This is a genomic window from Nonomuraea mangrovi (assembly GCF_042681425.1).
Classification (GTDB): Bacteria; Actinomycetota; Actinomycetes; order Streptosporangiales; family Streptosporangiaceae; genus Nonomuraea; species Nonomuraea mangrovi.
In genome coordinates this window covers 1-7,338 of the sequence record NZ_JBHUFV010000088.1, presented here as the reverse complement: position 1 = coordinate 7,338, position 7,338 = coordinate 1, and the positions used below count along the sequence as shown (strand labels likewise).

The following is a 7,338-nucleotide window of genomic DNA, read 5'->3' as shown; positions in this document are numbered from 1 at the left end:
CGGACGGCTGGAACTCCTTGGCCAGCTCCTCCGGCGACCGTCCCGCGCGCACCAGCTCCACCATCTGCCGGCGAAACTCCTGCGGATAGTTGTTCGGCACAGCAGACTCCTTCTTCCGGGAACCAGGGTTCCCCAGAGACCAGGTGTCCACCAAACCGGGTCAACTCCATCTTCCACGTCGACACGGTCTTCCTGAAGCGCTTGTACGTGTTGTTCGTGATGGAGGTGGGAACGCGACGTGTGCACATCCTGGGCCTTACCGCTCACCCCACAGGCGCCTGGACGGCTCAGCACGCGAGAAATCTGTTTATGGATCTCGGCCGCCAGGCAAGGTCATTTCGGTTCCTCATCCGTGACCGGGACGCCAAGTTCACCGCCGCCTTCGACGAGATCTTCACCAGCTTGGGCATCACGATGATGAAGACACCGCCACGAACGCCCCGAGCCAACTGCTACGCCGAACGCTGGATCCGCACCGTCCGAGCCGAATGCACCGACCGCATGCTGATCTACGACGAACGCCACCTTCGCTCGGTTCTGAACGAGTACGTCGAGCACTACAACGCGCACCGCCCGCACCAGTCACGCCAACAACGCCCACCTGATCAAGACGAGGACGTCGTGGTGCCGCTGGAAGGCCGGGTTCAGCGCCGGAGGGTGCTCAGCGGAGCCATCAGCGAGTACCACCGTGCCGCCTGACTAACCCGAAGAAACACCAGCTCAGACGACGTGCACGAGTTTTGAAGCGTTACAGGACTCTGCTGGTTAACTCGGATTGGTGGCTCCGGTTCATGATCTGATGGTGCCTGTCCTGATCATGAACGGTGTGGCAGCGGTCGTCGTTCTGGACCATCGCACGCTCGCGCGCTGACCTAGTCCGGGCGCTGTTCGGCTTCGTGCAACGCGACGAGACGTGGATGACCGGATTCCAGTGGCCCGTGCTGGAGTTCGATGAGCTGACGGGATTTACGAGGCTACCGCCGCATCATCCAATGTCGCCTAGCTCCGGGCTGACTATGGACGGCTTCGACAGCCTGCCCACGATGTCCGACGACGAGCACGATGCCCTGTTTCGCCGAATTCTGACACGGCAGCCGTCCTCGGATAGTCGATTGCGCAACCCGACAGGTCCTGACGTTCCGTTACCTTCCCATTACCATATATTCAGCCTCCGGTCTCGACGAGGACGGGTAAGCATGAGCTTCCAGACTCCGCTGTACAAGTTGGCCGACTACCTGAAGTGGACCACTAGCGGCCGCATCCAGCTCCCCGATTTCCAACGCGGCTACAAATGGGAGGATGAACGCATCCGTCAGCTCCTCGTAACGATCCTGCGTGGCCATCCGCTCGGTGTCGTCATGATGCTGAAGACAGGTAACGATCAGATCCGATTCAAGCCGCGCCCAGTCGAAGGGGTCCTTCCGCCGGACACCGAACCCGGCCTGCTGCTCCTCGACGGCCAACAGCGGCTTACCTCACTCACCCAAGCTCTGACCAGCGATGGCGTTGTCCGTACCAAGGACAGCCGGGGCAAGCTCATGGACCGCCGCTACTACGTCCACATGGAGACCGCCCTTCTCGGCGAGGAGCGCATTGACGAGTCCGTCGTGTCCGTGCCAGGTGACGGTGTCCTGCGCAGCAACTTCGGTAAGGACATCGACCTCGACCTGTCCACGCCCGAGCTCGAGCGTGCCGCGGGGTATTTTCCCGCCCGCCTTCTCTTCGGTGAGGCTGACACCATCACGTGGATCCTCGCTTGCGAGGACAAGAACCAGATTTCCGCATTCCACGCCCAGGTCATCCAGCCCTGCTCGACCTACAACATCCCCGCCATCGAGTTGGACGAGACGACCAGCAAAGCGGCCGTTGCTACCGTCTTCGAGAAGGTCAACACCGGTGGCCTGCCGCTGAACGTTTTCGAGCTCCTCACCGCCACCTTCGCGGGCGACAAGAAGTACTTCGACGCCCACGGTACGGACTTCCGGCTCAATGATGACTGGCACGCGACCCAGAAGGGCTTCGCCGTGCATCCCGTCCTGGCGGCTGTCGAGAACACCGATTTTCTTCAAGCGGTGAGTCTGCTCGCGACGCTGGATCGCGCGAAGAAGGACATATCTGGCCGACCTCCCGCAGTGTCCGCCCGGAAGGAAGACCTGCTCAAGCTCGCGCTGGACGACTATCTGGAGTGGGTGCAGCCGGTCCGGGACGCCTTCGCGTGGACGGCGACCTTTCTCGCCGATCATCACATCTTCGACGTGAAGTTTCTGCCCTATCCGAAACAGCTCGTGCCGCTTGCCGCGATCAAGGTCGTCCTCGGTAACGACGCTGATCTGCACGGCGTGCGCGCCAAGCTTGCCCAGTGGTTCTGGTGCGGCATCCTGGGTGAACTTTATGGCTCGGCCATCGAGACACGGTTCGCCCGCGACATCGAACAGGTCCCGGGCTGGACGCTCGGCGCCGAGCCGGTGGTACCCCGGACGGTCGCGGACTGCACCTTCGCTGCCTCCCGGCTCCTGTCGCTTCGTACCAGGAACGCGGCGGCCTACAAAGGAATCTATGCCCTTGTCCTAGCTCAAGGGGCCAAAGACTGGATGTACGACAAGGCGCTGGACAAGATCCAATATGTGGATCTGGCCATCGACATCCACCACGTTTTCCCGTCGAAGTGGTGCCTCGACCACGACATCGACCCGAGCCGGCGAGAGAGCATCGTCAACAAGACACCCCTGTCCGCTGAAACCAACCGCGCGATCGGCGGCGTGGCGCCCTCCGCCTACCTACCGAAGATCGAGAAAAGGGCGGGAATCGACTCCATCCAGCTCGACGCTCTTGTCGGCACCCATCTTGCGGATGCTACGGAGCTGCGCGCGGACAACTTCGACGCGTTCTTCGACAAGCGCTTGCATGAGCTCGTCGCCCTGATAGAGAACGCAACAGGCAAGCCGGTGCAGAACGACCTCGAACAAGACAACGGCACCGAAAGCCTGCAACGATTCGATCCCGAAGACCTCGCCGTCCTACCCGACGTCGATGAGCTCGAGGTGTGAAGCTCACCATCAGCCGAGGGTTGGCCGGATCTGGCCATGATCACAAACACCCGGAAAAGTTCGGGGTATTTGTCTACCGTAAGCGTGCCACGAAGGGTCAGCGGCGAGCGGGGTGAGGCGTGGGCTGGCGCGAGGAGATAGTTACCGCACTGGATGAGTGGATTGCCGCTGAGGGAGGAGCAGGCGGCCAACCGCGCTGGCGTCGGCTCGGCCGCGCGATCCGTACCGGCGACGGCTTGTACGTCGTGGACGTGCGGGGCGCGGAGCTGAGCCCTGATCGGCTTGACGGGCTGCGGCTGGCGGGCGCGGAGCAGGGCAGCATCGACGAGGGCTTCGCGGTGATGGACGTCTCACAGAGCGAATCCACGCTCACCGTGCGGGTTGCCGAGTTCGCTGACCCGACCGACCCACACCTGTGGTCACTGCAACAGCCCCCCATGTTCCTGGTGGAAGCGCTCAAGAACGGCCTTGCCTCACTCGGCAGCGCGCCGCTCGGTGATCTACTGGCCGACAGGAAACCTGGTGGCAAGTTGTCGCGAGCCCGGCCGCCAGCAGGGCTGTTCCCGCAGCAGGAGGCGGCCTACCAAGCGTGCCTCGGTACCGGCGTTTGGCTGGTCTGGGGCCCACCGGGCACGGGCAAGACCCTGGTGCTGACGAAGGCGATCGGCGACCTGATCGCCGCGGGCAAGCGCATCCTGCTCGTCTCGGCCACCAACATCGCCGTGGACAACGCGCTGCTGGGCGTCATCGAGGAGCACCGCCATCCGCATGGAGCCATCGTCCGGGTCGGTCCGCCACAGTTGCGCAAAGTCACCGAGAACGCCGACGTCTCTCTGCCCCTCCTGGTACGCGCCCGGCTCACGGCTACCGATTCCAAGCGGCGCGACCTGTCGGAGCGGCTGGTGGCCGTGAGGGCACGACTGCGGCGGCTCGGCGAGCTGGCCGTGGCGCTGGCGGGGTTCGACGCCGCCGGATACCGCCGGGACGAGATCTTCCTACGAGCTCCCCAGCACCAGCCGCAGAGGTGTGAGGCGGCCGTGACCCTCCACCAAACGCGGATCGACTCACTCACCACCGCCCTCGCCGCTGCCGAGCGAGGGCTGGACGAGGCGGACACGGCTCACGCCGCCATGGAGCACGACCGCCATCTGTGGGCCCAAGTGGACGAATTGGGCGCAGAGGCCACCCGCGTCGACCAAGCCGCGACCGAGGCCGAGGCGGCGGCCTTGAAGGCGGAGCAGGCAACGGCCGAGGCCCAACGTCATGTGAACGAATTGGAGCAACGCGGCAGGTTCACCAGGTTACGTGCCAAGCGCCCGCTCGACGCCGCACGGCAAGCCCGTGACGCCGCCATGGAACGGGAGCTCGACCTGGCCGAGCGCGCGGCATCCGGCCGGAAGGTGGCCGACCGGCGTCGCGCCGACCTGGCCCTGCAGGCCAGGGGTCTGGCGGATGGCGCTTCGCACAGCCGTGCCGAGATCCGGGAGGTGGCGAGCCGCGCGGCCGCAGCATCCCGCGAAATGAGCCACCTGGCAGATGAGCACCGAGCGGAGACCGAAGCCCTGCGCCGCGCCGAAGAGTTGGCAGAACACGTGGGGCAGGCACAGGACCGGGTCGCTGAGGCGAAGCGCCACGAACATCCCCAGCTGCAGGCCGAGGCCGAACGGCTGCGCCAGCACGCCGACAGAGACGCCGCCGACGCCAAGACGCTGGAGAAGCGTTATCGAGAGGTCCAGGAGGAGTACGAGCGGCTCGAACGGGACGCGCAGGGCGAGATCATCGACGGGGCCCGGCTGGTCGCGACGACGCTCGCACGCTTCCGTACCAACAAACGGGTCTTCGCGGGCTCCTACGACGTGGTCTTGGTCGACGAGGTCGGCGCCGCCACGCTGCCCGAGGTGCTGCTCGCTGTCGCCCGCGCGCAGACGGTGGCAGTGCTGTTCGGCGACTCCATGCAACTAGGGCCGGTCATTCCGCCGCCGCTGCGCGAGAGCAAGCGCGCCGACGTCAAGCGGTGGCTGCTCCCGGACGTCTTCGAGCACTGCGGCATCGACGACCCGGCCACCGCCCGCGGCCATCCGAGCTGCATCAGCCTGGTGACCCAGAACCGCTTCGGCCCCGCCGTCATGAACCTGGCCAACGCTCTGGCCTATGACGGCGCCCTGCTCGCCGGCCCCCTGGTTCGGCCCCGCGACCCCGAAGACCCAGAGATCGTGCTCATCGACACCGACGGCCTGCACGAGCTCGCCCAGCCGCATCTTACGGGCCGCTCCAGGGGTTGGTGGCCTGCCGGAGTCCTGTTGTCACGCGCGCTGGCCGAGCTGCACGCCACCGACGGCGAGGACACCGGGATCGTCACCCCGTACCGGGATCAGGCGGAAGCCACGCTGGAGGCACTGCGCGACATCGAGGGCGAGGGGACACCACTGGCCGAGGTGGGTACCGCGCACCGGTTCCAGGGGCGGGAGTTCCCGGTCGTGGTCTTCGACACCGTTGAGGCGGAGTTGGGCAACCTGTGGATGGCCCAGGCCAGCCGGGATCCCGACGCCACGCACTGGCAGCGTATGGGGCTGCGGCTGTGCAACGTCGCGGTGACCCGCGTACGCACCCGCCTGTACGTCATCGCCAGCGGCAGACGGGTCTCCACGGTGCGCCCCAGCACCGCGCTGTCGCACATCCACGCACTGCTCCAGACCCGCCAGGTCCGCCGGGTCCGAGCCACCGCGCTGATCACGCCGCCCGCCACCGTAGCGGCCGAGCCTTACCTAGGTGTCTTCGGCAACCAGCTCAAGGAGGTGCTCGCCCGCCACATCGAGGTGAGCGACGTCCACGACGAGAGGGACTTCTACACCGCGTTCGACGACGCCCTTCGCAGCGCCAAGCACTCCCTATGGCTCTGGACGCCCTGGGTGGCCCCGCGCGTGCTGAAACTGCTCCCCAGCCTCGCGGAAGCGGCGGCGCGCGGCGTCCAGATCACCGTCTTCCTCCGCGACCCCTCCGACCAGACACAACGCAAGTACCTAGAACTGATCGACCAGGTACGAGCGGTGGCCCACACCGTCGTGTCTGTGAACTACATGCACCAGAAGATCGCGATCATCGACGAACGGACCGTCATGCTCGGCAGCCAGAACATATTGTCGCAGAGCAGAACTCGCGAGGTCATGCTGACCATGCACGGCGCCCACTTCGCCAGTAAGCTCCTCGAGCACGAGCACGCCACCGACTTCGCCTCCCCACCACCATGCGGCAGATGCGGCGGCAGTGAGATCGACCTCCGACGCGGAACGAAGGGCGACTGGTACTGGCGCTGCTACGACCAGACCTGTCAGGGTGGCTCCGGCCGCAATGCCTGGCGCGAACCCGTCACCTTCGGCGCCCGAAGGCGGCCTTCCCGCAAGCCCCGACCGTAGCACCACCTCCCGCCCGATCGACCTGGAGATAGGCGCTCAAGGACAAGACCGGCTACGCCTATGCCTTCGGTCCCGATGTCGCCCTCGGCGCCAAGAAGCGGCTGACGATCCGCGCTGATCGATGGTGGCCCGGCGTGGGTTGATCGTGATGTAGATAATGTTCGATCCGCATCCGCATCGACCGGTCCATCTGCAACGAGGCGACCTCTCCGCGGTCGCACACCGAACCTCACGGGATTCCGCCCTGGCGCCGGCCCCCGCCGACCGCACGCGTGGTGAGCACGATGGAGAACTCCTGCCGTGCCTCGCCGGTGTTTGATGAGGAGCTGGTCGTCGGCGCGGTAGATCGAGTTGTGGAGCACGGAGCGATGGAGACGGCGTTCGCAGTGACCGCGGGGATGGGCAGGACTGCACGATCCGGGGAGGATGACCTCATGTGGTTACCGACCCTGTCCGAGTTCAAGCAGGTCGCCGTCGTTCGACGTTATGTCGGCGCGAAGACTGGCGAGTACCCGCGGTACTGGCATCTCATGGGCTCCTTCATGGACCTGCCTGACCGGAAGCTGATCCGGTTCGGGCGGTCCCTGGCTGATCGGTCTCGACCGGCGGACGCGGTTCCGGGAACGGCTCGGAACGCTGCTGTTGGAAAGTGAGATGGTCTACGCGGGTGGAGCGTACTGCTTCGCGCTGGCCAGGTTCGCCGAAGAGCAGGACGCCGCGCTCCTGACCGCCTACCTGGATCGGTACCTCCCTCAGCTGGACTGTCGCTACGACCAGAACGACGCGATGGGGGCTCTCCTCCACCTTGATGAGCGCGAGCAATCGTCAAGACCTGTGGATCAAGGATTTCTAGGCGGCGATGGGTGGGGTGTCCTCCT

5 protein-coding genes are annotated in these 7,338 nt (G+C 65.4%); all 5 read left to right on the top strand.

The features are described from left to right. Window positions 1–207: 207 nt before the first annotated feature. Complete coding sequence (locus tag ACFSKW_RS49965; protein WP_379582062.1) at window positions 208–699, top strand: integrase core domain-containing protein; 492 nt, start codon at window positions 208–210, stop codon at window positions 697–699. Between the two features lie 497 nt (window positions 700–1,196). After that, a complete protein-coding gene (locus tag ACFSKW_RS49960; RefSeq protein ID WP_379582058.1) occupies window positions 1,197–3,047 on the top strand; it encodes a GmrSD restriction endonuclease domain-containing protein in 1,851 nt (616 codons plus the stop codon). Between the two features lie 119 nt (window positions 3,048–3,166). Then, window positions 3,167–6,460: an AAA domain-containing protein gene (locus ACFSKW_RS49955; RefSeq protein WP_379582056.1), complete on the top strand. Its 3,294-nt coding sequence runs from the start codon at window positions 3,167–3,169 to the stop codon at window positions 6,458–6,460. A 284-nt stretch (window positions 6,461–6,744) separates the two neighbouring features. Then, entirely contained in the window at window positions 6,745–7,113 is a 369-nt protein-coding gene (locus ACFSKW_RS49950) for a hypothetical protein (protein WP_379582054.1), read from the top strand. Next, window positions 7,049–7,338 (top strand): DUF6000 family protein (locus ACFSKW_RS49945; protein ID WP_379582060.1); only part of this gene is annotated, 290 nt, incomplete at its 3' end. The genes ACFSKW_RS49950 and ACFSKW_RS49945, both read left to right, overlap by 65 nt.

Excerpts from the sequence above, each read along its gene's own strand:
- ACFSKW_RS49960 (WP_379582058.1), top strand. The coding sequence starts at position 1,197 with ATGAGCTTCCAGACTCCGCTGTACAAGTTGGCCGACTACCTGAAGTGG.
- ACFSKW_RS49950 (WP_379582054.1), top strand. The coding sequence starts at position 6,745 with ATGGAGAACTCCTGCCGTGCCTCGCCGGTGTTTGATGAGGAGCTGGTC.